The organism is Methylobacterium sp. 1030, assembly GCF_040544715.1.
Lineage (GTDB): Bacteria > Pseudomonadota > Alphaproteobacteria > Rhizobiales > Beijerinckiaceae > Methylobacterium.
The window spans coordinates 98,058-123,142 of the sequence record NZ_JBEPKM010000017.1; the positions used below are offsets into that span (position 1 = coordinate 98,058).

Sequence of the window (25,085 nt, forward strand, 5' to 3'; positions counted from 1 at the left end):
AACCGCATGGACGTCGAGCTGATCGGCCTGACCAAGCGCTACGGCGCGGCCATTGCGGTCGACCGCATCGACCTGAAGGTGCCGTCCGGCGCCTATTGCTGCCTGCTCGGCCCCTCCGGCTGCGGCAAGACCACGACGCTCCGGATGATCGGCGGGCACGAGCGCGCCAGCGCGGGCGACGTGGTGATCGGCCCGAAGGCGGTGGGCGACGCCGCCCCGGCCGAGCGCGGCACCGCCATGATGTTCCAGAGCTACGCGCTGTTCCCGCATCTCGACGCGCGCGACAACGTCGCCTTCAGCCTCAAGATGCGCGGGATCGGCAAGGCGGAGCGCCGGACCAAGGCGATGGCCATGCTCGACCTCGTGCAGATGGGCCACCTCGCCGGGCGCCTGCCGGCCCAGCTCTCGGGCGGCCAGCAGCAGCGCGTGGCCCTCGCCCGCGCCCTCGTCACCGGTCCGAAGGTGCTGCTCCTCGACGAGCCGCTCTCCGCCCTCGACCCGTTCCTGCGGGTGCGGATGCGGGTCGAGCTGAAGCGGATCCAGACCGAGCTGGGGCTCACCTTCATCCACGTCACCCACAGCCAGGAGGAGGCGATGGCGCTCTCCGACCTCGTGGTGGTGATGAATGCCGGCCGGATCGAGCAGGCCGCCGATCCGCGCACCGTGTTCGAGCGCCCGGCCACCGCCTTCGTGGCCCGGTTCATCGGCGGCCACAACGTGATCCGGCTGCCCGAGGGTCTCGTCGCCGTGCGGGCGGACCGGATGCGGCTCGGCGCCGAGGCCGGCCCCGCCGCGCGGCCGGCCCGGGTGGTGGCGGTCGAGTACCAGGGCACCAGCGTCCATGTCGGCCTCGACGCGGAGGGGCTGGAGCGCGCGCCCGAGAGCCCCGCCGCGCTCACGGCGATCCTCAGCGACGCGGATTTCGCGGCCCGCCCGCTCCGCCCCGGCGACACGATCCCGGTCGGCTGGGACGCGTCCGCCGCCCACCGCCTCGACGCCTGACAGCCCCGGAGACGACCATGGACCTCCCCTCGAAGCCGAGCCGGCGCACGCTCCTGAAGGGGGCGGCCGCGCTCGCCGCGACGCCGGTGACCGGCTTCCCGGCGGTCCACGCCGCCGAGCCCGTGACGCTGCGCTACCTCGGGACCGCGGTGAACCAGTCCGCCGACATCGCCCGGAAGGTGAAGGAGGATCTCGGCCTCACCATCGAGTACATCCCCGTGGTGACCGACGAGGTGACCAAGCGCGCGGTCACCCAGCCGAACTCCTTCGACCTGATCGACACCGAGTATTTCAGCCTCAAGAAGATCCTGCCCTCCGGCAACCTGCAGGGCATGGACGCCAGGCGGATCACGCTCGCCGACAAGATCTCTTCCATTTTCACGAAGGGGGAAGTGGCGGGCAAGAAGATCGGCGACCAGGGCACCGCGCCCAAGAAGGTCTTCTACCTGGAGGGCCAGGACTCGAAGAAATTTGCCGGCGAACAGACCCAGTGGATCTCGCTGATCCCCACCGTCTACAACGCCGACACGCTGGGCATCCGGCCGGACCTGATCAAGGTGCCCGTCACGAGCTGGAAGGAGCTCCTGAACCCGGCCTTCAAGGGCAAGGCCTCGATCCTGAACATCCCGTCGATCGGCATCATGGACGCCGCCATGGTGGTGGAGGCGACCGGCGACTACACCTACGGCGACAAGGGCAACATGAGTAAGCCCGAGATCGACCGCACCATCAAGGTGCTGATCGAGGCCAAGCGCGCCGGCCAGTTCCGGGCCTTCTGGCAGGACTTCAACGAATCCGTGAACCTGATGGCCTCGGGCGAGACGGTGATCCAGTCGATGTGGTCGCCCGCCGTCACCAAGGTCCGCGCGCAGGGCGTGCCCTGCACCTACCAGCCGCTGAAGGAGGGCTACCGGGCCTGGGCCTCGGGCTTCGGCATCCCCAAGACCCTGAGCGGCCGGAAGCTCGACGCCGCCTACGATTTCATCAACTGGTTCCTGTCCGGCTGGGCCGGGGCCTACCTCAACCGGCAGGGCTACTACTCCGCCGTGCTGGAGACCGCCCAGGCGAACATGCAGCCCTACGAGTGGGCCTTCTGGATGGAGGGGAAGCCCGCCGAGAAGGACATCCTCGGCCCCGACGGCACCCTGATCGAGAAGGCCGGCGCCACCCGCGACGGCGGCTCCTTCGACGCGCGGATGGGCGCGGTCGCCTGCTGGAACGCCGTGATGGACGAGAACACCTACATGGTGCGCAAGTGGAACGAGTTCATCGCGGCGTGAGGGCGGTGCGCGCCGCCTCCCCGCCCTCCTCTCTCCGGGGGCACTCGGAGACGCCCATCCGGCGCAGCGACGCGGTCGCCGGATGGAACGCGGGTCCCCTCTCCCGTGCGGGAGAGGGACAGGGTGAGGGATGCGACTTCTCCGGAAGGACCGGCCCCCTCACCCCAACCCTCTCCCGAACGGGAGAGGGGGCGCGGCGCGCCTCGCAGGAGCCGATGTGTGAACGTCGGACCCCGCAGAGGTGGAGGGAAGCGTCGGCACGCGTGGGGCGTATCCGATGACCGATCTCGCCCTGCCCGCCGCCGCGTCCGCCGAGCGGGCCGCAGCGCCCACCGTCGCGGCCCGCCCGCGCGGCCGCGCCCTCGCCTACCTCCAGGCCGCGCCGCTGGCCCTCGTCTTCCTGGTCTTCCTGGTGGTGCCGCTGGTGCTCACCGGGATCGTCTCGCTCTGGGAGTACAACGAGTACGAGATCATCCCGGCGCTGACCCTGCAGAACTACGCCGACGTGTTCGACGGCTGCCTGTCGGCCGACCTCTGCACGACCGTGCGCACCTACCTGTCGACGGTGAAGTTCGTCGCGCTGACGCTGGCGATCACGCTGCCGCTGGGCTTCGCCATCGCGTACTTCCTGGCCTTCCACATCCGCTCCGGCACGGTGCGGATGGGCCTGTTCCTGCTCTGCACGATCCCGTTCTGGACCTCGAACGTGATCCGCATGATCTCGTGGATCCCGCTGCTCGGCCGCAACGGCCTCGTCAACGACACGCTGCGCACCCTCGGGCTGATCCGCGAGCCAATCGAGGGCCTGCTCTACTCCGACTTCGCGGTGGTCCTGGCCTTCGTGCACCTCGACACGGTGTTCATGATCGTGCCGATCTTCAACAGCCTCGCGCGCATCGACCGGCGGCTGATCGAGGCGGCGCGCGACGGCGGCGCGTCGGGCGCGCAGATCCTCTGGAACGTGATCCTGCCGCTCGCCAAGCCCGGCATCGCCATCGGGACGATCTTCGTGACGACCCTGGTGATGGGCGACTTCGTCACCGTGGGCGTGATGGGCGGCCAGCAGATCGCCAGCGTCGGCAAGGTGATCCAGGTGCAGATGTCCTACCTGCAGTTCCCGGCCGCCGCCGCCAACGCCGTGGTGCTGCTCGCCGCCGTGCTGCTGATGATCCTCGGGCTCACCCGGATGATCGACCTCCGGCGGGAATTGTAGCGATGGACCAGCCCCGCGGCCGCGCCTTCTACCTGCTGGCGGCGGTCTTCGCTCTCTACGTCCTGTTCCTCTACGGGCCGACGCTGACGATCCTGGCGCTGAGCTTCCAGGGCCCGTCCGGCGGCCTGACCTTCCCGATGAACGGCGTCTCGACCCACTGGTTCGCCAAGCTGTGGGAAGGCGTCGGCGTGATCGACATCTGGGCGGCGCTGCGGCGCTCGCTGGCCCTCGGTCTCGTGGTCATGGCGCTCACCGTGGGAATCGCATTCTACGCGGGCCTCGCCTTCCGGAAGGGGTTTCGCGGGGCCGGCCTCGTCTTCGCCCTGGCGGTCTCGAGCCTGATCGTGCCTTCGATCGTGGTCTCGCTGGGCATCGGCCTGGAATTCCGGCTCCTCGACGACGCCGTGAAGGCGTTCGCCGCCGCCACCGGCTGGGGTTTCCTGCAGGATCACGGCACGCTGATGGGCCTCTACAGCTCGGCGCTGGGCGCGCATCTCACCTGGACCCTGCCCTTCGGCCTGCTGATCATGTTCGCGGTGTTCAACCGGTTCGACCCGGCCTACGAGGAGGCCGCCCGCGACCTGGGCGCCAGCGGCCCGCAGACGCTCCGGCACGTGGTGGTGCCGATCCTCGCGCCGGCCCTCGTCGGCGTGGCGCTGTTCGGCTTCACCCTGTCGTTCGACGAACTCGCCCGCACCAGCCAGGCGATCGGCGGCCGCAACACCCTGCCGCTGGAGCTGCAGGGCCTGACCACGACGGTGACGACGCCGGAGATCTACGCCCTCGGCACGGTCACCACGGCCGTCTCGGCGCTGGTGATCGGGACCGCGCTCGGCCTGACCCTGTGGCTGCAGAAGCGCCGGGCGCGGCGGGCGCTGGCGGGCCTGTGATCGATGCCGGACGGCCGGGCCGCCGCGGGTCGGCGGCGCCGCCGCATTGCCAATCCGCCCCCGCCCGTGTATGCGCACGGCGCGCCCCCGAGACACCCTTGGAGGCAGGGGCGCGCCGGGAAGGATGTGGCCGTCCGCCAGGGGCGGCCTTTTCGTTTTCCGGCTCCAGCAATCGTAAAGGATCACGCCATGAGCGCTGTGAAGACGCTTGAGGCCGTGGCACGCGACCGGGTCGGCAAGGGGGCCGCCCGGGCCGTTCGTCGCCAGGGCCAGATTCCCGCCGTCATCTACGGGGGTGGCCAGCCGCCGCAATCCATCGCGGTCGACCTCATCCGCACCCGCACCCTGATCTACGCCGGCGGCTTCAAGACCACGCTGTTCGAGATCAACGCCGGCGGCAAGAAGGTCCGCGCGATCCCGCGCGACTTCCAGCTCGACCCGGTGACCGGCGTGCCGCTGCACGTCGACTTCCTGCGCGTCGTCTCGGGCCAGACCGTCACGGTCGAGGTGCCGGTGCACTTCGTCAACGAGGACGCGGCCCCCGGCATCAAGAAGCTCGGCGGCACCCTCAACATCGTGGCCCACACGCTGAGCCTCGACGTCGCCCCCGACCAGATCCCGGACGCGATCGAGGTCGACCTGACCGGCCGCGCGATCGGCGACGTCATCCACGTCTCCGACATCAAGATCCCGGCCGGCACCTACACCGGCGAGCAGACCGACCCGGTGGCCAACATCGTGCCGCCGACCGTGCTGGGTGCCGAGGTGGAGGCCGAGGAGGCCGCCATCGCCGAGGCGCAGTCGGCCGAGGCCGCCGAGGAGAAGGCCGAGGAGTCCGCCGAGGACGAGAAGAAGGACGGCGAGGAGGCCTGAGCCTCAGCGCCACCCGTCACGCGACGCGAGAGCCCCGGCCCTGCCGGGGCTCTCTGCGTTTCGGCTTGATGTCAGGGATAGAGCCGCGCCCGGCTCCAGCCCGCGCCCGTCCGGGTGAAGCGGACCCGGTCGTGCAGGCGGAAATCGCCGTTCTGCCAGAACTCGACGCTCACCGGCGCGATCCGGAATCCGGTCCAGTGCTCCGGCCGGGGGATCGGCCCGTCGCCGTACCGCTCGGACAGCTCCGCCACCGCGTTCATCAGCGTGGCGCGGTCGGCCAGCGGGCGGGATTGCTGGCTGACGATCGCCCCGAGCCGGCTCTCGCGGCGGCGGCTCTGGAAATACGCGTCGGCCTCCGCGGCCGTGACCGGCGTGATCGGCCCGCGGGCCCGCACCTGCCGGCGCAGGCTCTTCCAGTGCAGCACCAGGGCCGCCTGGGGGTTCTGCGCCAGCTCCTCCCCCTTGGTGGACTGCGTGTTGGTGTAGAAGACGAAGCCTCGGGCGTCGAAGTCCTTCAGCAGGACCATTCGCACGTCCGGCAGCCCGTCCGATCCGGCGGTGGCGAGCGCCATCGCGTTCGCGTCCTCGGGCTCGGAGGCCTCGGCCTCCTTCATCCAGGCCGCGAACAGCCCGACGGGGTCCTCGCTCAGCGTGAAGTCCGCGCTCTTCGGGTCATCGGTCCTTAACTGATCCACGCCAAGACTCCTGCCAGCCGCGTCCAGGGCCTGAGGGGGCACCGACATCGGCATGTTCGGTCGAGCGAATAGCCCGTCGTGAGTCAGGTGTAATGCGGGGATGCGCGTGTAAAGGGCCAAGCCGGCGGTCGCGCATCTGCGCGTCCGTGTCGGTGGTGTCGATGGCGATGGCGATGGCCCTGTGCGGCTGCAGCCAGCCCCTGCTGGTCTTCCGGGGCGATCCGCCGGCGGCGCCGCCGCGCGTCGTCGAGGAGCCGACCGTCACCGGCAGCATCGAGAAGCGGCCTGTGAGCTTCGGGGACGACCTCGCCGAGGAGGATTGGCGCCGGGCGCGGGCCGCCCTGAGCGTCGCCCTGGATCCGCAGGGCAACGGGCGGCCGGTCAAGTGGGACAACCCGGAGACCGGGCTCCACGGGTCGGTCAATCCGACCGGGCTCCCGTACGTCTCGGACGAGCTGATCTGCCGCAACTTCCTGGCATCGGTGATCGCGCCGACCCGCAGCCGCTTCGTCCGCGGCACCGGCTGCAAGCTCTCGGGCGGACCGTGGACGCTCAAGCGCGTCCGGGCCGCGAGCGGCCTCGGACGCTCCTGAACGACGAGGCCGTCGCGCGACGGCCTCCGCGGATCGCCTCAGTAAGGGTAGCCGTAGTACGGCCGCACGCGCAGGCGCGGCTGCGCGGCCGGCGGCGCCGCGTAGCGGGCCGCGGCCTCCGGATCGTAGGTCCGGATGTAGGGGTCGAGGGCCGGGTCGCGATAATTGCCGTTGTTGACCCCGGCCGAGCGGTCGTTGCCGCTCAGCGCCGCGTAGGGGGAGAGGCCGCTCCCGCTGTCGCCGCCGCCACCGCCGCCACCGCCCCAGGCGAAGGCCGTTCCCGGAATGGCGGCGAGGAGCATCGCCGCGAGGGGCATCGTCAGCGTCTTGCGCGTCATGTCCTGTCTCCGCACCACGTCCTTGACTGGCGAACGGTCCAGCTGGAGGTGGAGTTCCCCTCGGCGAACCGCCACCGCCTCGCGACATTGTATCACGACCCGCCAACACGCGTTTATTTGAAGGACGGCGTTTCGATTTTTCCGGTTCATCGTCCAGAAATCGTCCCGCACGTTAAGCTTGAACCTGTAGACAGCCACGCGGCCGTGCTTGATCGTGGCGCGGCGTAACAGCATTCGAGCCTGGCTCGACCGTATCGAGGGTCGAGGCCGGGCGCATCTTGGGTCTGGCCGCCGTGAGCGTCGATACGAAATCCGGCACGCGGGGCGCGGGGCCGACCGGCTGATGGAGCGGGTGATCGGAGGCACGGACCGGCCGTCGGCGACCGGTAGCCGGGCTCCCGCCCGGACGGAGCCGTCGCCCTCCGGGACGCGCGCCCGCACCCGGACCATCGTCGTGCGGCTCGACCGCCGGTCCCTGCGCGGCTGGCACATCCGGCTCCTCGACCAGCTCGGGCAGCGGCCCGACCATCGGATCCGCGTCGCCTGGGTCGAGCACGCGGAGGGCCTGCCGCCGAACGCGGAGCTCCTGTTCCGCCTGGAGGCCGCCATCCACGGCCTGCCGCGGCCGGGCCTGGCGACCGCGGCGGAGCCGGTGGCCCTCGCCCCCTACGAGGCGAGCCCCGACGGCGCGGAGCCCGGCGGGAGCGCCGCCGACCTCGTCCTCGACCTCTCGGACAGCCCCGCGGATCCGGGCCCGGCGCCGGCCTGGCGGCTCGATTACGACGGGATGCCGGGCGAGGCCGGCCTCCTCGCCGCCCTGTTCGCCCACGGGGCGCCGGTGGCGGCCCTGCGCGGTCCGGACGGTGCGCCGGTGGCGATCGGCCGCCTCGGCACGGAATCGCACACGGTGATGCTCACGGCCTTCGAGGGTTACCTCGCGCGGACCATCACGCTGATCCTCGCCGCCCTCGACGGCGCCGCCTCGACGGCGCTCCCCGACGGAGCCGGGGCGCCCCTCCAGCCCGCGACCGCCTACGACCTCGGCGGCCTGGGCGCCCGCCGCCGGGCCGCCGGGGGGCTCGCCCGGCAGATCGCCCGCCGGCTCTACGCCCTCTGCTTCCACGGCCCGCACTGGCGGGTGGGCTGGCGGCGGATCGTCGGCCCCGACCTGATCGACCTGCGCCGGCATCCCGAGGGTGGCTGGCAGGTCCTTCCCGACGACGGGCGCCGCTTCTACGCCGACCCCTTCGCGATCGCTCGGGACGGCGCCGTGACCCTGTTCGTGGAGGAGTTCGACTACCGCCGCGGCAAGGGCGTGATCGCCGCGGTGGATTTCGGGGCGAACGGCCCCCGCGGCCGCCCGGAGCCGGTGCTCGAGCTCGAGACCCACCTCTCCTATCCGTTCGTGTTCGAGGCGGACGGGCAGGTCTGGATGATCCCGGAATCCCACGCCTCCGGGACGATCGACCTCTACCGGGCCACCGACTTCCCGCGCGGTTGGGTCCACGAGGCGGTGCTCCTCGACGGGGTCGTGGCCGGGGACGCGACCCTGCTGCAGCACGGGGGCCACTGGTGGATGTTCGCCACGGTCCGGGCCGGCGGCGGCAGCTACTCCGACACGCTCCATCTCTGGCACGCGCCGCATTTCCGCGGGCCCTGGACGCCGCACCGGCACAACCCGGTGCTGATCGATATCGGCTCCGCCCGGGCCGCGGGCCCGATCGTGGCGCGCGACGGCGGCCTGATCCGGCCCGTCCAGGATTGCCGCCAGGGTTACGGCGCGGCGCTCGGCCTCGCCCGGATCCTCCGCCTCGACGAGGAGGCCTACGCGCAGCAGGTCGAGACGCGCCTGTGCCCGGGCGCGGCCTGGCCGGGTACGCGCCTGCACATGCTGAGCGCCGCCGGTGGCTTCGAGTTCATCGACGGATCGCACCGGGCGCGCCCCCGCCTCTTGGGCTGAGCGCGTCTCTGGGCTGAGCGCGTCTCTGGGCTGAGCGCGCCTCTCGGGCCGAGCCGGGGCCGAACCGCCCCGCGCGGGCCCGTCGGTGCCGAACGGCACCCGCTTACGGCTCGCATCCCGGCCCCGTGCGCGCTAAGCGGGGGCTCCACCTGCGCCGATCCAGCAGAACCGCCGGGACGATCACCATGGCGAGCCCCGTCGAACATGCGAGCTTCCTGCCGCCGGTCCTGACCTTCCTCACGGCGGCCGTGATCGGCGTGCCGATCTTCCGGCTGATCGGGCAGAGCGCCGTGCTCGGCTACCTCGTGGCCGGCGTGCTGATCGGGCCCTCCGGCCTGTCGCTGATCGCCGAGCCCGACACGGCCGCGAGCGTCGCCGAGATCGGCGTGGTGCTCCTGCTCTTCATCGTCGGGCTGGAGCTTCACCTGTCGCAGCTCGTCTCGATGCGCCGCGACATCTTCGGCCTCGGCGCCGCGCAACTCGTCGTCTGCGCGCTCGTGCTCGGCGGCGCCGGCCTCGTGGCGGGCCTCAGCTTCGGCGCCGCCGCGGTGATCGGCCTCGCGCTCGCCCTCTCGGCCACCGCGGTGGCCCTGCAGCTCCTGGAGGAGCGGGGCGATCTCGGCAGCGCCTACGGCGCGCGCGCCTTCGCGGTCCTGCTGTTCCAGGACCTGTCGGTGGTCGGCATCCTGGCGCTGATGCCGCTGCTGGCCTCGGCCGGCGAGGCGACCGACGTCTCCTGGCTCGGGGAGGCCGCGGTCTCCACCGGCAAGGCGCTCGCGGCGATCCTCGCGGTGGTGCTGGTCGGCCGCTACGGCCTGAACCCGTTCTTCCGGCTGCTCGCGGCGAGCGGCGCCCGGGAGGTGATGACCGCCGCGGCGCTCCTGGTGGTGCTCGGCACCGCGCTGCTCATGGAGCAGGTCGGCCTGTCGATGGCGATGGGCGCGTTCCTCGCCGGCATCCTGCTCGCCGAGTCGAACTTCCGCCACCAGCTGGAGGCCGACATCGAGCCGTTCCGCGGCATGCTGCTCGGCCTGTTCTTCATGAGCGTCGGCATGTCGATCGACGGTACCCTCGTGCGCGAGGTCTGGCCGGCCCTGTTCGGCGCGACCCTGGCGGCGATCCTGGTCAAGGTCGCCATCGTGGCCGGCCTGTTCCGGCTGTTCGGCTCGGATACCCTCGGGGCCCTGCGGGGGGCCGCGGTCCTGGCGCCCGCGGGCGAGTTCGCCTTCGTGCTGCTGCCGCAGGCCCAGGATCTCGGCCTCACCGGCGTCACGGCGACGCGCTTCGCGGTGGCGCTCGCCGCGCTGACCATGCTGATCGGCCCCATCGCCGCCAAGGGTCTCGACAAGCTGATCGAGCGGCGCAACGCGCGCAGCACCTTCGCGCTGGAGGAGCCCTCCACCGAGCTGTCCGAGAGCGGCGACGCGCGGGTGCTGGTGATCGGCTTCGGCCGGTTCGGGCAGGTGCTGACGCACGTGCTGATGGCCGAGGGCATCCCGGTCACGGTGATCGACAAGGACGTGGAGCAGTTGCGCGCGGCCTCGCGCTTCGGCTTCCGCATCTACTACGGCGACGGCACGCGCCTCGACGTGCTCCGCGCCGCCGGGATCGGCCGGGTCGAGCTGGTCTGCATCTGCGTCGACGACCGGGAGGGCGCCCTCAAGATCGTCGACATCGTCCACGAGGAATTCTCGAGCGTGCGGACCTTCGTGCGGGCCTACGACCGCCTGCACGCGGTGGAGCTGATGAACCGGGACGTCGACTACCAGATCCGCGAGACCGCCGAATCCGCCCTCGCCTTCGGGCGGGCGGCTCTGGAGGGGCTCGGCCTGTCGCCGGAGGCCGCCACGGCCCGGACCGACGACGTGCGCAAGCGGGACATCGCGCGGCTGGTCCTGCAGCAGGCGGGCGCCCTGCCGGACGGGTCCAGCTGGATGCGCGGCGCCGCGGCCGGGCTGAAGCCCGAGCCGCTGACCGCCCCGGTCCGGCCGGCTCGGGCGCTCAGCACCGAGACCCGCGACCTCGTGGGCAGCGACCGGCGCGAGGCCGCCGAGCGGCTCCTGGAGAAGCCCGCCCTGGCCCCGCAGGAGACGGAAGCCGCCGAGGATCCCGATCCGGAGGCCGAGCTCGAGGCGGAAGGCAGCGCCCGGGATGCGTGACGGGCGGGATGTCTGACATGTCCGACGGGCCGCCCCCGGCGGAGGCGGGCCGCTTCGTCACCGGCTCGATCCTCCGCCACGTCGTGGTGATGGCGGCCACCGGCTCGGTGGGCCTGATGGCGATCTTCGTCGTCGATCTCCTGTCGCTGCTCTACGTCTCGACGCTGGGCGACCCGAACCTCACGGCGGCGGTCGGCTTCGCCGGCATCGTCCAGTTCTTCGCCACGGCGGTGAATATCGGCCTGATGATCGCCGCCGGCGCCCTGGTCGGGAAGGCCGTCGGCGCGCGCGACCGCGCGGCGGCGCGGCGCCTCGCGACTTCGGCGCTGGTCCTCGGCAGCCTCGTGGCCGCCCTCATCGCGGGGCTGATCGCGCTGCTGGCCGGCCCGCTCCTGGCCCTGATCGGCGCGCAGGGCGAGGCGCTGCGGGTGGCCGTCCTGTTCCTCTACATCACCCTGCCGTCGAACCTTCTGCTCGCCGCCGGCATGCTGTTCACCGGGCTGCTGCGCGCGGTCGGCGAGGCGCGGCAGGCGATGTCGGTCACCCTGGCCGGCGCCGTGATCACCGCGCTCCTCGATCCGCTGCTGATCTTCGGGGCCGGCCTCGGCGTCACGGGCGCGGCGATCACGGTCTGCGCGGCGCGCGCGACCTTCGTGGCGGTGGGCGTCCGCGGCGTCGCCCGGCACGGCCTCCTGGGCCGGCCGCGCCTGTCCGATCTGCCGGCCGACGCGGCAGCCCTGGCAGGTGTCGCGGGCCCGGCCGTGCTGACGAACCTCGCCCCCTCGGTGGCGAGCGCCTTCCTGGCGCGTCTGTTCGCCGGCTACGGAGCGGACGCGGTCGCGGCCGCGTCGGTGATCGACCGGCTGACGCCGGTGGCCTTCGGCGGCCTGTTCGCGCTGTCGGGGGCGATCGGCCCGATCCTGGCGCAGAACTGGGGCGCGGGCCTGTTCGAACGGATGCGCGGCGTGCTCGGCGCGGCGATCCGGGTGACTCTGGCCTACTGCGCCGCGGTCTGGCTCCTCCTGGCGCTGGCTCGGGGATGGCTCGCCGGCCTGTTCGGCCTGCAGGGGGTCGCGGCCGAGCTGTTCGGCTTCTTCTGCCTCGTCGGCGGCGCGATCTGGTTCTTCAACGGGCTCCTGTTCCTCGGCAACGCCGCCTTCAACAATCTCGGCTTCCCGCTGCGCTCGACGCTGCTGAACTGGGGCCGGGCGACGCTCGGGACGATCCCGCCGGCCATGCTCGGGGCGTCGCTCTACGGCCCCCGCGGCGTGGTGGCCGGGATGGGGGTCGGCTCCCTGGTCTTCGGCGCGCTCGGCATCCTGCTCGCCCGCCGCACGGTCGACCGGCTGGAGGGGGTCGGCCCGCGCCGGCCGGAGCCGGACGTCGCCGCCGAGGCGCCCCACCGGGCGGCGCCGCTGCCGCCGGGGCACGCTCATCCCGAGCCGCTGAGCTGAGACGGCGGCGCGGAGGCACAAGTTCCGCGGGTGGGAACTGGTATTTCCCCGCGCAAAGGGTCACGATGCCCTGTCCCGGGCGGTCCCGGCCGGGACAGGATCGAGGCGTCATGTTCAACCCGCTCGAGATGTTCCAGGCCCAGGGCGAGGCCGGGCTTCAGGCCATGGGCCAGCCGTTCGGCCTGACGACCGAGCAGACGGCCCGCGCCTTCGAGGCGCTGATGCCGGCCCTGACGCTCGGCCTCCAGCGCAGCGTCGGCCTGGACCCGACCGGCTTCGCGCGGATGTTCGGTCTGGAGGCCGCCAAGCCGGCGCCGGCGCAGGGGTTCGAGGCCCTCGGCCAGATGTTCGGCTCGGCGCAGCTGATGCAGGCGGTGCTGCGGCAGGCCTCGGCGACGAGCGGCGTCGGCGCGCAGGTCCTGCGCCAGATGCTGCCGATGATGGCGGGCGCCGTGGTGGCGAGCATCGTCCACGTCATGCTGAACCAGCCGCAGGCCGAGCCGGCGCGACCGAGCGCGCCGCCGCCGCCCGTGCCGTTCCCGTTCGGCCCGGCCTGGGCCGAGATGGCCAGGGCGATGATGCCGGCGGTCGAGCCGCCGGCTCCGCCGCCGAAGCCTACCGCCAAGCCCACCGTCAGGCCCGCCGCCAATCCGCAGGCGAGCGCGGGCGAGGCCGGCTCCGACATGTTCCAGCAGATGCTGCGCACCGGGGCTGAGGTTCAGGGCAACAACATCCGGGCGATGCGGGAGCTGTTCGAGACCTTCTGGCCCACCTCCGGCACGCCGTCCGCGAGCGCCGTGCCTCCGGCGCCGTCGACCAACCCGGCCCGACCGGATCCGGCGCCGGCCGACCCCGCGGCCGGCAAGGGCCGGCGCGGCCGCCAGCCCGGCGGGACCGGTTGACGCGGGGGCGGGGTCCGGTCGAGCGTTGACCCGACCGATCGGAGCGCCACCCTGCCGGCGAGGAGACCCGTCGATGAGCGATTACCTGACCGCCTGGGACGACCACGCCGAGAGTCTCGGCGGGAACGGCGTCGCCAAGCGCACGATCCCGGGCTCGGGCGCCAGCCTCGTGCGCGTGGTCGTCCCGGCCGGCGTCTCGGCGCCGGCGCACAGCCACGATCACGAGCAGTTCGTTCAGGTGCTCTCGGGCTCGGGGATCCTGGAGACCGAGCGAGGCCGCGAGCCGTTCTCGGCCGGCAGCGTGTTCCACTTCCCGGCCGGTGCGTGGCACGCGGCCGCGTTCGAGGCCGAGACGGTCCTGATCGAGACGAACCTCGCCCCGCGGGCCTGACGGCGCGACACGCCGTCCGGCCTCAGCCGCCCGTCGAGGCGTCGAACTGCGCCTCCAGACTGACGATGCGCGCCACCGTGTCGCGCGCGTAGCGGATCGCGCCCTCGGCGGTGAGCAGCTGCCCCTCTTGCGGATCGAAGACGATACCGTCCGACTGGGCCGCGCAGGCCGCGACAGCCATCCACGCCCCGACGCAAGCCGGGAGCGTGGCGAAGTAGAAGGCATAGACGCACGTCCACGGCCCGCCGAAGTCGATGTCGGTATAGGTGTCCGTCAGATCCGACAGCGGAATGATCTGGCACTCGAAGCCGGCCTCGCGGCGCCGCCAGGTCGCGGGCAGATGCCCTTGCGTGGCCGGCGGTATGCGCGCGGCGTCGAGTTTCAGATCGAACCCGTTTTCGTGGATGGCCGCCTGCCATTCCGCCACACCAGGCATCGCGCCCGCGCAGAGCGCGTAGGCTTCCATGCTCATGGCAACCTCTCTCCGAGTAGGATCGCGGATATTGACAGTCCCTTGACCGAGTTTCCTCGTCTCAAGTGAACCTCTATGACGGGAAAACTGTCATCCACGCCGACATCTCTGCGCAGTTCGCGCGCGCGAGCCGGCGTCTACTGCGCATTGCCGGTCTTGATCTCCCAGATCGCTTGAACCGGGGCAGCGCTGGTCCTGCCGTCGCGCGATGAAGGCAGGCCGAGCCGAAGCTCAGTGATGGAATAATCTAGGGCATCCGGCAGATCACAGTACCGCATCGCGTCTCTGATCTTCGAAACGTTCATGATTTATTCCATGACTTTTTTCCTTTTATCGAGCCGCTAGTGGCAGAGAAGGAAAATATGCCGGCAGCACTCTAGGTCGCCGCGGCAGGCTGCGACAAATTATTCTTGGCGCGCGAGCAAAATGCCTGTGCTTGGCCTGAGCCCTCGGCGCGTGTAGGAATCCCACCTTCAACGCCCGCCCGTGCACGCCGACGAAAGGCCGGGCATCGCCCCTACCAGAACAGAGGCAGACCATGAGCGCCGGTACCGCCGCCGACAAGCACTTCTCCAACAGCTTCTTCGCCGCCCCGCTGACGGAAGCCGACCCCGAGATCGCCGAGGCGGTGGCCAAGGAGCTCGGCCGCCAGCAGCACGAGATCGAGCTGATCGCCTCGGAGAACATCGTCTCCCGCGCCGTGCTGGAGGCTCAGGGCTCGGTGCTCACCAACAAGTACGCCGAGGGCTATCCGGGCCGGCGCTACTACGGCGGCTGCCAGTTCGTGGACATCGCCGAGGATCTCGCCATCGAGCGCGCCAAGCGCCTGTTCGATTGCGGCTTCGCCAACGTGCAGCCGAATTCCGGCTCCCAGGCCAACCAGGGTGTGTTCCTGGCGCTCATGCAGCCCGGCGACACCTTCCTGGGCCTCGACCTCGCCGCCGGCGGCCACCTGACGCACGGCGCGCCGCCGAACGTCTCGGGCAAGTGGTTCAAGCCGGTCTCCTACACGGTGCGCCGCGAGGACCAGCGGATCGACATGGAGCAGGTCGCCCAGCTCGCCCAGGAGCACAAGCCGAAGGTGATCATCGCCGGCGGCTCGGGCTACCCGCGCCACTGGGACTTCGCCAAGTTCCGCGAGATCGCCGACTCGGTCGGCGCCTACTTCATGGTCGACATGGCCCACTTCGCGGGCCTCGTGGCGGCCGGCGTCCACCCGTCGCCGTTCCCGCACGCCCACGTCGCCACCACGACGACCCACAAGACCCTCCGCGGCCCGCGCGGCGGCATGATCCTGACGAACGACGAGGCGCTCGCCAAGAAGTTCAACTCGGCGATCTTCCCCGGCCTCCAGGGCGGCCCGCTCATGCACGTCATCGCCGGCAAGGCGGTGGCCTTCGGCGAGGCGCTGAAGCCCGAGTTCAAGATCTACGCCCGCCAGGTGGTGGAGAACGCCCGGGCGCTCGCCGACACGCTGATCTCGGGCGGCTACGACATCACCTCGGGCGGCACCGACAACCACCTGATGCTGGTCGACCTCCAGCGGAAGGGCCTCACCGGCAAGGCCGCCGAGGCGGCCCTGTCGCGGGCGCACATCACCTGCAACAAGAACGGCGTCCCCTTCGACACGCAGAAGCCGACCATCACCTCGGGCATCCGGCTCGGCACCCCGGCCGGCACCTCGCGCGGCTTCGGCGTCGCCGAGTTCAAGCAGATCGGCGGCTTCATCGTCGAGGTGCTGGACGGGCTCGCCGCCAAGGGTGAGGCCGGCGACAGCGCGGTCGAGGCCGACGTCAAGACCCGCGTCCACGCGCTGACGGACCGGTTCCCGATCTACGGCTGAGGCAAGAGGGCCGCTTGAGCCGGGGCCGGTCTTCCGGGCCGGCCCGCGGTGGATTAGGAAACGGCCGCGGATCCGACCGGTCCGCGGCCGTTTCCATGCCCGAGTAGCGAGATCCATGCGCTGTCCCTACTGCGGCGGCTCCGAGACCCAGGTGAAGGACTCGCGGCCCTCCGAGGACGGCGCCGCGATCCGGCGCCGCCGGGTCTGCCCGGACTGCGCCGGCCGCTTCACCACCTTCGAGCGCGTGCAGCTCCGCGAGGTCGTGGTGCTCAAGCGCTCGGGCAAGCGCGTGCCGTTCGACCGCGACAAGCTCCAGCGCTCCATCGACGTGGCGCTGCGCAAGCGCGCCGTCGATCCGGAGCGGATCGAGCGGCTGGTCAGCGGCATCACCCGGCAGCTCGAGAGCGCCGGCGAGCCCGAGGTGACCTCCGAGGCGATCGGCGAGTTGGTGATGGCGGGGCTGAAGGGCCTCGACGACGTCGCCTACGTGCGCTTCGCCTCCGTCTACAAGAACTTCCGCGAGGCCCGGGACTTCGAGGAGCTGCTCGGCACGCTGAGCGACGGCACGCCGGTACCGGCGGCCGCGCCGGGTCCGGAGGGCGACCCGGAGCCCGAGGCGTCGGGGCGGCGCCGCGCCGGGCGTCCATGAGCGGTGACCCGAACTTCATGCGCCTCGCCCTGGCGCTGGGCCGGCGCGGACTCGGCACCACCTGGCCGAACCCGTCGGTCGGCGCCGTCGTGGTCGAGCCCGAAACCGGCCGCATCCTCGGGACGGCGGCCACGGCGCCGGGCGGGCGCCCGCACGGGGAGCCCGTGGCGCTCGCCGCCGCCGGCGAGGCTGCCCGCGGCGCGACCCTCTACGTCACCCTGGAGCCCTGCTCCCATCACGGCCGCACGCCGCCCTGCACCGACGCCATCCTAGCCGCCGGGATCGCCCGGGTGGTCAGCGCCCTGGAGGATCCCGACCCGCGGGTGGCCGGGCGCGGCCACGACCTCCTGCGGCGGGGCGGCGTCGCGGTCGAGACCGGGCTGATGCGGGAGGAGGCGGCGCGCGACCATGTCGGCCACGTCACCCGGGTGACCCGCGGCCGCCCGGCCCTGCACCTCAAGCTCGCCCGCACCCGCGACGGCTTCTGCGCTTCCGCCGGACCGGAGCGCCTGCGGATCACCGGGCCGGTGGCGGACGGGGCGGTCCACCTGTGGCGGGCCCACGCCGACGCGATCCTGATCGGCATCGGCACCGCCCGGGCCGACGACCCGTCGCTGACCGTGCGGCTGCCGGGCCTCGGCACGCGCTCGCCCCTGCGGGTCGTGCTCGACACGCATCTGCGGCTCTCCCCGGCGAGCGTCCTCGCCCGCACCGCCCGCGACACACCGACTTTGGTGCTCACGACCCGCTCGGCCCCGGCCCACGCGCGGCGGGCCCTGGAGGCCCTCGGCGTCGAGGTCGCCACCGTAGCGGCGGACGCGGCCGGCGGGATCGACCTTCCGGCGGCCCTGGCGCGTCTCGGCGAGCGCGGCCTGACCCGCCTGTGCAGCGAGGGCGGCCCCCGCCTTGCGGAGGCGCTGGCCCGGGCCGATCTGGTCGATGCCTGCACGCTGGTCACCGGGCCGGCGGAGCTGGGTGCAGCGGGCGGCCTGCCGGCCCTGGGCCCGGCCCTGGCGGAAGCCCTAGCGGGCGAGCGGTTCCGGGAGGCCGAGCGGCTGCAGCTCGGGCCCGACGCGGCCGTGACCTACGAACGCAACAGGACGTAAGCGATGTTCACGGGCTTGGTCAGCGCCATCGGCACGGTCGTTTCGGTCTCGGGCGACGGTGACCTGCGCCGGATCGCGATCCGCGCCGCCTACGATCCGGCGACGATCGCGCTCGGCGCCTCGATCGCCTGCGCCGGACCGTGCCTCACCGCCGTGTCGGTGGAGCCCGCCGCGGGCGGCTGCGTCTTCGCGGTCGACGCCGCCGCCGAGACGCTGGCGCGCACCACCGTCGGCACCTGGGCGGCGGGCACGCGGATCAACCTCGAACGCTCCCTGAAGATCGGCGACGAGCTCGGCGGCCATCTCGTCACCGGCCACGTCGACGGCCTCGCCGAGATCGTGGAGCGCGTGAGCGTGACGGCCGATGCCTGGGGCGCCAGCGAGCGCTTCACCCTGCGGGCCCCGGCCGCCGTGAAGAAGTTCATCGCCGAGAAGGGCTCGGTCTGCCTCGACGGCACCTCGCTCACCGTGAATGCGGTCGCGGACGACCTGTTCTCGGTGCTGCTGATCCCGCACACGCTCCAGGTCACCACCTGGGGCGAGCGGCGGCAGGGGGATCGGCTCAACCTCGAGGTCGACCTGATCGCCCGCTACGCCGCCCGGCTCGCCGAGGCGCGTGTCGGCTGAGCCGGGCACCCTCGTCATGGCGAGCGGAGCGAAAACCCAGCAGCGCCACGCTCTCGAGTGTCGCGAAGCCCCGGCGCGCTTGGCTCCGCTCGCGATGACGGCCTGGCGCGTCAGCGCGGCGGGATCGAGTAGGTGCCGGTGGCGTGGCAGACGAGGTCCGGGCTGCCGACGGCGGTGATCGACACCTCGCCGACGGCGAGGCGCCGGCCGAGCTTGAGCAGCCGGCATTCGGCCACGAGATCCCCCGTGGCGGGCTTGCGCAGGAAGTTGAAGGTGAGGCTCGTCGTCACCGCGAGCGCCACGGGACCGATATTGGCCAGGATCGCCGCGTAGAGGGCGTAGTCGGCCAGCGCCATCATGGCCGGCCCCGACACGGTCGCGCCGGGACGCAGGAAGCGCTCGTGGGCTTCGAGCCGCATCCGCGCCGCGAGCGGTCCCACGGCCTCGAGGTGGTAGGCGCGCCCGCCCGCCTGCATCTGCGGGAATTCGCGGTCGAGGAAGTCGCCGGTCTCGGCGAGGGTGAGGATCGGGGCGGTCATTGCCCCATGCAGCACGGCGGTACCGCCGAGGCAATCACGAGGCCTTCGGAACTGCCGTCCTCATCGGAAGGTCCCAGTCGATCGGCCGGTGCCGTCTTGGCGAGCGGCGCGAAGCGATCCAGTCGGCGCTACATTCACCGATGTCGCGCGACCCTGGGTCACTTCGCCGCGCTCGTGATGACGGAGGGCTGCCGCCATCGAGGGTTTCGGCCGGACGCCACATCAGGACGGGGAATCGGGCGGGAGGCGCCCTCCCGCCGTCCCGCTCAGAAGAAGATCGGCCGCGCGCTGGCGGTGATCTCGCCGAGCACCGCGCCGGTGGCCGGCTCGACCTCCTTGAGCACCACGTCGTAGCCCCAGAGGTCGGCGAGGTGCTGCAGCACGCGCTTGGCGTCGTCCTTCTGCAGGGTGATCTTGTTGATCGCCTTGTGGTGCAGGATCAGGCGCCGGTCGCCCTCCAGATCCACGTCCACCACCTCGATGTCGGGGTCGAGCCACGCCACGTCGTACTGCCGCGCGAAGGAGCGGCGCAGCTTGCGGTAGCCGCGCTCGTCGTGGATCGCCTCCACCCGCAGCTCCGGCTCCTCCGGATCGTCGACCACGTGGAACAGGCGCAGATCGCGCATCAGCTTGGGCGACAGGAACTGCTGGATGAAGCTCTCGTCCCGGTAATTCTCCCAGCAATCGCGCAGGACCGCCATGGCGTCGCCGACCCCCGCGATGTCGGGGAACCACGCCCGGTCCTCCTCGGTCGGCTGCTCGGCGATGCGGGCGATGTCCTGCATCATCGCGAAACCGATCGCGTAGGGATTGTGGCCGCCGTAGGAGCGGTCGTCGTAGTTCGGCTGCCGGATGACGTTGGTGTGCGACTGCAGGAATTCGAGATAGGCCGCCTCGGTGATCTGCCCGGATTCCGACAGGGCGTTCATGATCCGGTAGTGGCAGTAGGTGGCGCAGCCCTCGTTCATCACCTTGGTCTGGCGCTGCGGATAGAAGTACTGGGCCACCAGGCGGACGATGCGCAGGATCTCGCGCTGCCAGGGGCGCAGGCGGGGCGCGGCCTTCTCCAGGAAATACAGGATGTTCTCCTGCGGCAGTTCGAGCAGCGCCTTGCGCCGCTCGGCGGCCGCGTCCGGACGCGCCGTGCCGATCTTCTGCGGCAGGGTGCGCCAGAGATCGTTGTAGATCTGCTCGCCGTGCTCGATCCGCTCGCGCTCGCGCCGCTGCTCGGAGGCGAGGTCCGGCCGCTTCTTGCGCGGGTAGCGGTGGACGCCCTGGCTCATCAGCGCGTGGGCGGCGTCGAGCACCTGCTCCACCGCCTGGTGGCCGTAGCGCTCCTCGCAGCGGGCGATGAAGCCCTTGGCGAAGTCGAGGTAGTCGAGGATGCCCTCGGCGTCGGTCCACTGCCGAAACAGGTAGTTGTTCTTGAAGAAGTGGTTGTGGCCGAAGGCGGCGTGCGCGATGACCAGCGTCTGCATCGTCGCCGTGTTCTCCTCCATGACGTAGGAGATGCACGGGTCCGAGTTGATGACGATCTCGTAGGCGAGCCCCATCAGGCCGCGGCGGTAGCCGGCCTCGTGCTGGGCGAAGTGCTTGCCGAACGACCAGTGCTTGTAGAACAGCGGCATGCCGATCGACGCGTAGGCGTCGAGCATCTGCTCGGCCGTGATGATCTCGATCTGGTTCGGGTACCACGACAGTCCGAGCTGCGGCCCGGCCACCGCCTCGCAGGCGTCGTGGATCCGCCGGATCGTGTCGAAATCCCAGTCGTTGCCGGTGAACAGCGGCTTCTGGTTGCCCGCGATGATCTGGGGCGTGCGTGCCTTGACGAGCGTCATGCGGCCTCCCGATCGGTTGATGCGCGCGCCGCCATCACGCCTCCGCCTCGGCGCGGCCTTCCTTGCGGCCGAACAGCTCGCGGAAGACCGGGTAGATCTCCCGGCGGTGGTTGACCTTGCGCATGGCGATCGGGCCGCCGGCCTTGGCGATGGCCTCGTAGGTCCGCCACAGGGTGGTGCGGTGCTCGACGAAGCCGGCTCGGGGACCGTTCTCGTCGCCCACCTCCAGATAGGCGAAGTGCTGGCAGGCGGGCAGGATGTGCGACCGCAGCAGCTCCGTGGAGGTCGGCCCGTCGGACGAGACGTTGTCGCCGTCCGAGGCCTGGGCCGCGTAGATGTTCCAGTCGTTCGGGTCGTAGCGCTCGGCGATGACGCGCTTCATCTCCACGAGCGCCGACGAGACCAGGGTGCCGCCGGTCTCGCGGGAGCCGAAGAAGGTCTCCTCGTCCACCTCGGTCGCCCGGTCGGTGTGGCGGATGAACACGATCTCGACGTGCCGGTAGCGGCGCGTCAGGAAGATGTGCAGCAGGATGTAGAATCGCTTGGCGAGGTCCTTCATGTGCTCGGTCATCGAGCCGGACACGTCCATCAGGCAGAACATCACCGCCTGCGCGATCGGCCGCGGATAGGGCTCGAACCGGCGGAAGCGCAGGTCGATCGGGTCGACGTAGGGGATGCGCTTCGCGCGCTCGCGCAGCCGGAACAGCGCCTGCTCCAAGTCCGGCCGCTCCGGGTGCCCCTCGGCGAGGGCGTCGAGCCGGGCCTCCAGAGCCGCGACCTCGTCGGGCTTCGGGCGCTTGAGGGCGATCCGCCGCGACATCGAGTTGCGCAGGGTTCGGGTGAGCGCGAGGTTCGCGGGCGAGCCGGTGACCGTGTAGCCCGCCCGGCGCAGTCCCTCGGTCTCGACGATGGCGAGGCGACGCTTGGCGAGGTCCGGCAGTTCCAGATCCTCGAGGAAGAGTTCCAGGAACTCCTCGCGGGTGAGCACGAAGCGGAACGCGTCCTCGCTGTTCTCGCCGCCCTCCCCGCCCTCGCCGGAGCCGCGACCGCCGCCGCTGCCCGGCGGGCGCTCGATCGTGTCGCCCTCCACGTAGGTCTTGTTGCCGGGCAGGATGTGATCCTGCAGGCCGGTGCCGGGCTGGCGCGAGAAGCGGGGCTCCCGGACGCCGTCCGCCGGCACGGTGACGCGGCCGTCCTTGCCGAGATCCTTGATGTCCTTCTCGCGGGCGGATTCCCGCACCGCGCGCTGGGCCACGTCCTTCACGCGCCGCAGGAAGCGCTGGCGGTTCGGGAGGCTCTTGCCGCCCGGGTTCAAACGTCGGTCGACGATGTGCATCCGCTGCGAAAACCCTCGTCCGCGTGCTCCGGCCGGGTCCGGACCCTTGTCGTACCATGCTGTCACCGGAGGGAAGGATCCCTCTTTGGCAGCAGGGCCGCGATCTTCGCCGGCCGGTCGTCCGAAACTGTGGCGGCGGAGGGTCGGTACGGGGCCCGGCCGATCCATCGGACGGGCCCGGGCCCCGTCGTCCCTCAGCCGGCCTGCTTCACCCGCATGTACCACTCCACCAGGCGGCGGACCTGCCGCTCGGTGTAGCCGCGCGCCACCATGCGCTCGACGAACTCGCCGTGCTTCTTCTCGGTCTCGCCGTCCTTCTTCGAGCCGAAGGAGATCACCGGCAGCAGCTCCTCCACCTGGGAGAACATCCGCCGCTCGATCACCTCGCGCAGCTTCTCGTAGCTGGTCCAGCTGGGATTCCGGCCACCGTGCTGCGCCCGGGAGCGCAGAGCGAACTTCACCACCTCGTTGCGGAAGTCCTTCGGGTTGGCGATCCCGGCGGGCTTCTCGATCTTGGTCAGCTCCTGGTTCAGGAGCTCCCGGTTCATGAGCTGGCCGGTCTCGGCGTCCTTGAAGTCCTGGTCCTCGATCCAGGCGTCGGCGTAGTCGATGTACCGGTCGAACAGGTTCTGCCCGTAATCGTGGTACGATTCGAGGTAGGCCTTCTGGATCTCGTGGCCGATGAACTCCGCGTAGCGCGGGGCCAGTTCGGTCTTGATGAATTCCAGGTACTTCTTCTCGGTCTCGGGCGGGAGCTGCTCGCGGCGCAGCGACTGCTCCAGCACGTACATCAGGTGCACCGGGTCGGCCGAGACCTCGGTGGTGTCGTGGTTGAAGGTCGCGGCCAGCACCTTGAAGGCGAAACGGGTCGAGATCCCGTCCATGCCCTCGTCGACGCCGGCCGTGTCCTTGTACTCCTGCATCGAGCGGGCGCGGGGATCGACCTCGCGCAGGGACTCGCCGTCGTAGACCCGCATCTTGGAGAAGACGTTGGAATTGGCGTGCTCGCGGAGCCGCGACAGCACCGAGAACCGCGCCAGCATCTCCAGCGTGCCGGGGGCGCAGGCCGCGTCCGACAGCTCCGAGCCGGAGATCAGCTTCTCGTAGATCCGCTGCTCCTCGGTGACGCGCAGGCAGTACGGGACCTTGATCACGTAGATCCGGTCGATGAAGGCCTCGTTGTTCTTGTTGGTCTTGAAGGTCTGCCACTCGGCCTCGTTCGAGTGCGCCAGGATCACGCCGGTGAACGGGATCGCGCCGATATTCTCGGTGCCGACGTAGTTACCCTCCTGCGTCGCGGTGAGCAGCGGGTGCAGCATCTTGATCGGCGCCTTGAACATCTCGACGAACTCGAGGATGCCCTGGTTCGCCCGGTTCAGGCCGCCCGAGTACGAGTAGGCGTCGGGATCGGCCTGCGACAGGGTCTCCAGGCGGCGGATGTCGACCTTGCCGACGAGCGAGGAGATGTCTTGGTTGTTCTCGTCACCCGGCTCGGTCTTGGCGATGGCGATCTGGCGCAGGCGCGACGGCCGGACCTTGATCACCTTGAAGCGCGAGATGTCGCCGTTGAACTCGTCGAGGCGCTTCAGCGCCCAGGGGCTCATCAGGCCGGTCAGCCGCCGGCGCGGGATGCCGTAGCGGCGCTGGATCTCCTCGCCCATGGTCTCGGGGTCGAACAGGCCCAGCGGGCTCTCGAAGACCGGCGACACTTCGTCCCCAGCCTTGAGTACGTAGACGGGGTGAACCTCCATCAGGAGCTTCAGCCGCTCGGCCAGCGACGACTTACCGCCGCCCACCGGCCCGAGCAGGTAGAGGATCTGCTTGCGCTCCTCCAGCCCCTGCGCGGCGTGGCGGAAGAACGAGACGATCCGCTCGATCGTCTCCTCCATGCCGTAGAATTCGCGGAAGGCCGGGTAGGTCCGGATCGTCCGGTTCATGAAGATCCGGCCGAGGCGCGAATCCCTGGCGGTGTCCACGAATTCCGGCTCGCCGATCGCCGCGAGGATGCGCTCGGCGGCCGAGGCGTACATCAGGGGCTCGTCGCGACAGGCCTCCAGGTACTCGGAGAGCGTCATCTCCGTGTCGCGGCGGGCCTCGTACCCTCGGGCGAAGCTCTGGAAAAGGTCGTTCGTCGCATGCATCGGCATTCGATAACCCTCTCAGACCGTGACAGCTTCATCCTGTCTCGGCTCGGATGCAACCGACAGGCCCGCTTTTGTCGCAGTGCGGCGAGCATGGCGCCCGGCATGTCGATTGCATGCAACACTCCGGAGCGCTGAAGGCGTCACGGACGAGACTCCGTGACGCCCCCGGACGGCTGACCGAGCGGCAGGACTAGCCAGATACCGTTTCGGCCGGAGCCTGCTCACAAATCCGTGCCCTCTTTCTTGCCGTCGTCTCCTGATTTGGTCCCCGCCCCCCCGACAGTGATCTTGACGGTCTGCGTCTGGACTTGGCCGTCGGAGCTCTTGACCTCGAACGTCACTTCGTCGGTACCGGTGAATCCGTTGTTGGGCTGATAGAACAGCGCCTGGACGGCCGCTTCCTTGTTGGGGCAGCGGTAGCTCGCCGGCGTCTTCAGCTTGCCGACCTTGGTGATCACCGACCCGTTCTTCGGCGGGCCCGAGACCTTGAACTCGGGCATCGGCCCAGGAGAACAGTCCTTCTTGAGGTTCGGCGCGATCTCGATGCGGACCGTCTTGCCGGGCGCCACCGTCTTGGTTCGGCTGGACGGCGTCTGGGCCAGGGCGGGCCCGGCCAGTGCCATGCTCCCTGCGAGCAGCGCGGCGAGCGGACGTAGGGCAATCATGGCAGCGTCTCTCCAGTGCCGACCCGGGACCTCTCCCCGGACACGCGTCCGGATGTCCCGTTCATCGGTGGAGACCATGTGGGGACGCCGCGCACGGGCGTCGAGGGCTCGGGCGG

The 25,085-nt window shown here is 71.0% G+C and carries 24 protein-coding genes; 15 read left to right on the top strand and 9 right to left on the bottom strand.

Translation table 11 applies throughout. The features are described 5' to 3' along the window. Positions 1 to 6: 6 nt before the first annotated feature. The 5 genes from ABIC30_RS23555 (at position 7) to ABIC30_RS23575 (ending at position 5,258) form a co-directional block, all read left to right on the top strand. Complete coding sequence (locus ABIC30_RS23555) at positions 7 to 1,002, top strand: ABC transporter ATP-binding protein (protein ID WP_354456129.1); 996 nt, start codon at positions 7 to 9, stop codon at positions 1,000 to 1,002. A 17-nt stretch (positions 1,003 to 1,019) separates the two neighbouring features. Then, entirely contained in the window at positions 1,020 to 2,282 is a 1,263-nt protein-coding gene (locus ABIC30_RS23560) for an ABC transporter substrate-binding protein (RefSeq protein WP_354456130.1), read from the top strand. Between the two features lie 277 nt (positions 2,283 to 2,559). Further along, entirely contained in the window at positions 2,560 to 3,495 is a 936-nt protein-coding gene (locus tag ABIC30_RS23565) for an ABC transporter permease (RefSeq protein WP_354456131.1), read from the top strand. Positions 3,496 to 3,497: 2 nt separating this feature from the next. Continuing rightward, positions 3,498 to 4,385, top strand: a complete 888-nt coding sequence (locus tag ABIC30_RS23570) for an ABC transporter permease (protein ID WP_020093855.1) — start codon at positions 3,498 to 3,500, stop codon at positions 4,383 to 4,385. A gap of 189 nt (positions 4,386 to 4,574) precedes the next feature. Beyond that, complete coding sequence (locus tag ABIC30_RS23575; protein ID WP_091681845.1) at positions 4,575 to 5,258, top strand: 50S ribosomal protein L25/general stress protein Ctc; 684 nt, start codon at positions 4,575 to 4,577, stop codon at positions 5,256 to 5,258. 71 nt (positions 5,259 to 5,329) lie between these two features. Here the strand turns inward: ABIC30_RS23575 and pdxH are convergent, their stop codons facing one another. Then, a complete protein-coding gene (gene pdxH / locus ABIC30_RS23580) occupies positions 5,330 to 5,953 on the bottom strand; it encodes a pyridoxamine 5'-phosphate oxidase (RefSeq protein WP_354456132.1) in 624 nt (207 codons plus the stop codon). 92 nt (positions 5,954 to 6,045) lie between these two features. Here pdxH and ABIC30_RS23585 point away from each other — a divergent pair, with 92 nt between their 5' ends. Next, a complete protein-coding gene (locus tag ABIC30_RS23585; RefSeq protein ID WP_026605034.1) occupies positions 6,046 to 6,546 on the top strand; it encodes an RT0821/Lpp0805 family surface protein in 501 nt (166 codons plus the stop codon). Positions 6,547 to 6,584: 38 nt separating this feature from the next. Here ABIC30_RS23585 and ABIC30_RS23590 read toward each other — a convergent pair whose 3' ends face one another. Next, a complete protein-coding gene (locus ABIC30_RS23590) occupies positions 6,585 to 6,884 on the bottom strand; it encodes a hypothetical protein (protein ID WP_020093859.1) in 300 nt (99 codons plus the stop codon). A gap of 343 nt (positions 6,885 to 7,227) precedes the next feature. On the opposite strand from ABIC30_RS23590, the gene ABIC30_RS23595 reads away from it, so the two are divergent. From ABIC30_RS23595 to ABIC30_RS23615, 5 genes are all read left to right on the top strand, one after another. Next, positions 7,228 to 8,844: a glucosamine inositolphosphorylceramide transferase family protein gene (locus ABIC30_RS23595; protein ID WP_020093860.1), complete on the top strand. Its 1,617-nt coding sequence runs from the start codon at positions 7,228 to 7,230 to the stop codon at positions 8,842 to 8,844. Between the two features lie 185 nt (positions 8,845 to 9,029). Further along, positions 9,030 to 11,003 carry a monovalent cation:proton antiporter-2 (CPA2) family protein gene (locus tag ABIC30_RS23600; protein ID WP_020093861.1) on the top strand — a complete coding sequence of 658 codons (1,974 nt, stop codon included), beginning with the start codon at positions 9,030 to 9,032 and terminating at the stop codon, positions 11,001 to 11,003. 17 nt (positions 11,004 to 11,020) lie between these two features. Then, complete coding sequence (locus ABIC30_RS23605) at positions 11,021 to 12,457, top strand: MATE family efflux transporter (protein ID WP_020093862.1); 1,437 nt, start codon at positions 11,021 to 11,023, stop codon at positions 12,455 to 12,457. A gap of 110 nt (positions 12,458 to 12,567) precedes the next feature. Continuing rightward, positions 12,568 to 13,359 (top strand): DUF937 domain-containing protein, encoded by a 792-nt coding sequence (locus tag ABIC30_RS23610; protein ID WP_020093863.1) that lies wholly within the window; start codon positions 12,568 to 12,570, stop codon positions 13,357 to 13,359. Between the two features lie 73 nt (positions 13,360 to 13,432). Next, the gene (locus tag ABIC30_RS23615; protein WP_234081337.1) at positions 13,433 to 13,750 is read left to right on the top strand and encodes a cupin domain-containing protein; all 318 of its coding nucleotides are present in this window, start codon (positions 13,433 to 13,435) and stop codon (positions 13,748 to 13,750) included. A gap of 22 nt (positions 13,751 to 13,772) precedes the next feature. Here the strand turns inward: ABIC30_RS23615 and ABIC30_RS23620 are convergent, their stop codons facing one another. Both ABIC30_RS23620 and ABIC30_RS23625 read right to left on the bottom strand, forming a co-directional pair. Next, complete coding sequence (locus tag ABIC30_RS23620) at positions 13,773 to 14,222, bottom strand: hypothetical protein (RefSeq protein WP_020093865.1); 450 nt, start codon at positions 14,220 to 14,222, stop codon at positions 13,773 to 13,775. A gap of 137 nt (positions 14,223 to 14,359) precedes the next feature. Beyond that, a complete protein-coding gene (locus ABIC30_RS23625) occupies positions 14,360 to 14,527 on the bottom strand; it encodes a hypothetical protein (protein WP_234081339.1) in 168 nt (55 codons plus the stop codon). Between the two features lie 233 nt (positions 14,528 to 14,760). Here ABIC30_RS23625 and glyA point away from each other — a divergent pair, with 233 nt between their 5' ends. The 4 genes from glyA (at position 14,761) to ABIC30_RS23645 (ending at position 18,447) form a co-directional block, all read left to right on the top strand. Then, positions 14,761 to 16,065, top strand: a complete 1,305-nt coding sequence (gene glyA / locus ABIC30_RS23630) for a serine hydroxymethyltransferase (RefSeq protein ID WP_012320887.1) — start codon at positions 14,761 to 14,763, stop codon at positions 16,063 to 16,065. 115 nt (positions 16,066 to 16,180) lie between these two features. Beyond that, positions 16,181 to 16,714 (top strand): transcriptional regulator NrdR, encoded by a 534-nt coding sequence (gene nrdR / locus ABIC30_RS23635; protein ID WP_056523583.1) that lies wholly within the window; start codon positions 16,181 to 16,183, stop codon positions 16,712 to 16,714. Next, on the top strand, positions 16,711 to 17,820 hold the full coding sequence (gene ribD, locus ABIC30_RS23640; protein ID WP_234081341.1) for a bifunctional diaminohydroxyphosphoribosylaminopyrimidine deaminase/5-amino-6-(5-phosphoribosylamino)uracil reductase RibD: 1,110 nt from the start codon (positions 16,711 to 16,713) through the stop codon (positions 17,818 to 17,820). The genes nrdR and ribD overlap by 4 nt, the downstream gene beginning before the upstream one ends. Before the next feature lie 3 nt (positions 17,821 to 17,823). Then, complete coding sequence (locus ABIC30_RS23645; protein WP_020093868.1) at positions 17,824 to 18,447, top strand: riboflavin synthase; 624 nt, start codon at positions 17,824 to 17,826, stop codon at positions 18,445 to 18,447. A gap of 110 nt (positions 18,448 to 18,557) precedes the next feature. On the opposite strand, the gene ABIC30_RS23650 is transcribed toward ABIC30_RS23645, so the two are convergent. The 5 genes from ABIC30_RS23650 to ABIC30_RS23670 form a co-directional block, all read right to left on the bottom strand. Next, complete coding sequence (locus ABIC30_RS23650) at positions 18,558 to 18,986, bottom strand: PaaI family thioesterase (RefSeq protein WP_234081343.1); 429 nt, start codon at positions 18,984 to 18,986, stop codon at positions 18,558 to 18,560. A 266-nt stretch (positions 18,987 to 19,252) separates the two neighbouring features. Further along, positions 19,253 to 20,824: a SpoVR family protein gene (locus tag ABIC30_RS23655; RefSeq protein ID WP_100252796.1), complete on the bottom strand. Its 1,572-nt coding sequence runs from the start codon at positions 20,822 to 20,824 to the stop codon at positions 19,253 to 19,255. Between the two features lie 34 nt (positions 20,825 to 20,858). Then, positions 20,859 to 22,160 (bottom strand): YeaH/YhbH family protein, encoded by a 1,302-nt coding sequence (locus tag ABIC30_RS23660; RefSeq protein WP_020093871.1) that lies wholly within the window; start codon positions 22,158 to 22,160, stop codon positions 20,859 to 20,861. Between the two features lie 194 nt (positions 22,161 to 22,354). Beyond that, the gene (locus ABIC30_RS23665) at positions 22,355 to 24,307 is read right to left on the bottom strand and encodes a PrkA family serine protein kinase (protein ID WP_020093872.1); all 1,953 of its coding nucleotides are present in this window, start codon (positions 24,305 to 24,307) and stop codon (positions 22,355 to 22,357) included. Positions 24,308 to 24,525: 218 nt separating this feature from the next. Then, positions 24,526 to 24,969, bottom strand: a complete 444-nt coding sequence (locus ABIC30_RS23670) for an Ig-like domain-containing protein (RefSeq protein ID WP_026605036.1) — start codon at positions 24,967 to 24,969, stop codon at positions 24,526 to 24,528. Positions 24,970 to 25,085 lie beyond the last annotated feature (116 nt).